Here is a 204-nt window from a genome sequence, read left to right on the forward strand (position 1 = left end):
TGTCGATTGATCCGGGGCATCCGGTCGACCGCATCCGGTATGTCCTCACCGATGCTGATCCGGTTGTGGTCGTGACCACGGCGGCGGTTCGGGGTTTGTTGCCCGAGACCGGGATCGGGACGGTTGTCCTCGACGACCTCGATCTCGATGTCGTTTCCGATTCGGATGTGGGGGTGGGTGTGGGGGAGTGTCGTGGGGTGTTGT

1 protein-coding gene is annotated in these 204 nt (G+C 62.7%); it reads left to right on the plus strand.

Annotation, left to right across the window (positions count from 1 at the left end; translation table 11 throughout):
* Positions 1–204: hypothetical protein (locus ACX4ZE_RS23625; RefSeq protein WP_480275675.1), on the plus strand; the 204-nt coding region annotated here is incomplete at both ends.

This window comes from Nocardia sp. TBRC8007, from assembly GCF_056629435.1.